Source organism: Anaerostipes butyraticus, from assembly GCF_016586355.1.
In the GTDB taxonomy this organism is placed as follows: domain Bacteria; phylum Bacillota; class Clostridia; order Lachnospirales; family Lachnospiraceae; genus Anaerostipes; species Anaerostipes butyraticus.
The window spans coordinates 1-615 of record NZ_BLYI01000020.1; the positions used below are offsets into that span (position 1 = coordinate 1).

1 pseudogene is annotated in these 615 nt (G+C 47.6%); it reads left to right on the plus strand.

The features are described 5' to 3' along the window. Window positions 1-615 (plus strand): annotated as a pseudogene (locus tag JMF81_RS03755) (NAD(P)H-dependent oxidoreductase); the annotation flags it as partial.

Here is a 615-nt window from a genome sequence, read left to right on the forward strand (position 1 = left end):
CAGGAGTTCCGGATGTAGGAGCCAAAGTAGCGACAGACGCCATGAAGAATAAAAAACATGTAGTCATGCTGAACGTAGAAACGGATGTTGTAATCGGACCTTACCTGAAGAAGATGGCAGAAAAAGAAGGAGTCATCTATACAGGATCTGCAGGAGATGAGCCGGGAGCTGTTATGGAACTGTACAGCTTTGCCAAAGCCATGGGAATGAACGTGGAAGTCATGGGAAAAGGAAAGAACAATAAGATCGACTATGGCTGCAATCCGGATACAGTGCTGGAAGAAGCAACAAGAAGAAAGATGAGCCCGAAGATGCTCTGCGCGTTCAAAGATGGAACAAAGACCATGGTAGAGATGACAGCGATGTCCAACTATACGGGACTGGTGCCGGATGTGATCGGAGGACACGGACCAAAGACATCTCCGGGAACGGAAGGAGTCAAAGAACTGAATGACATCCTGAAATTAAAGAAAGACGGAGGAATCCTGAACAAACATGGAGTCGTAGAATATGTAAACGGAATCGCTCCGGGAGTCTTCGTAACAGTTTCCACACCGAATGAAGAGATCGCGTACCAGATGAGCTATCACAGCATGGGACCTGGACCGCTCTGGA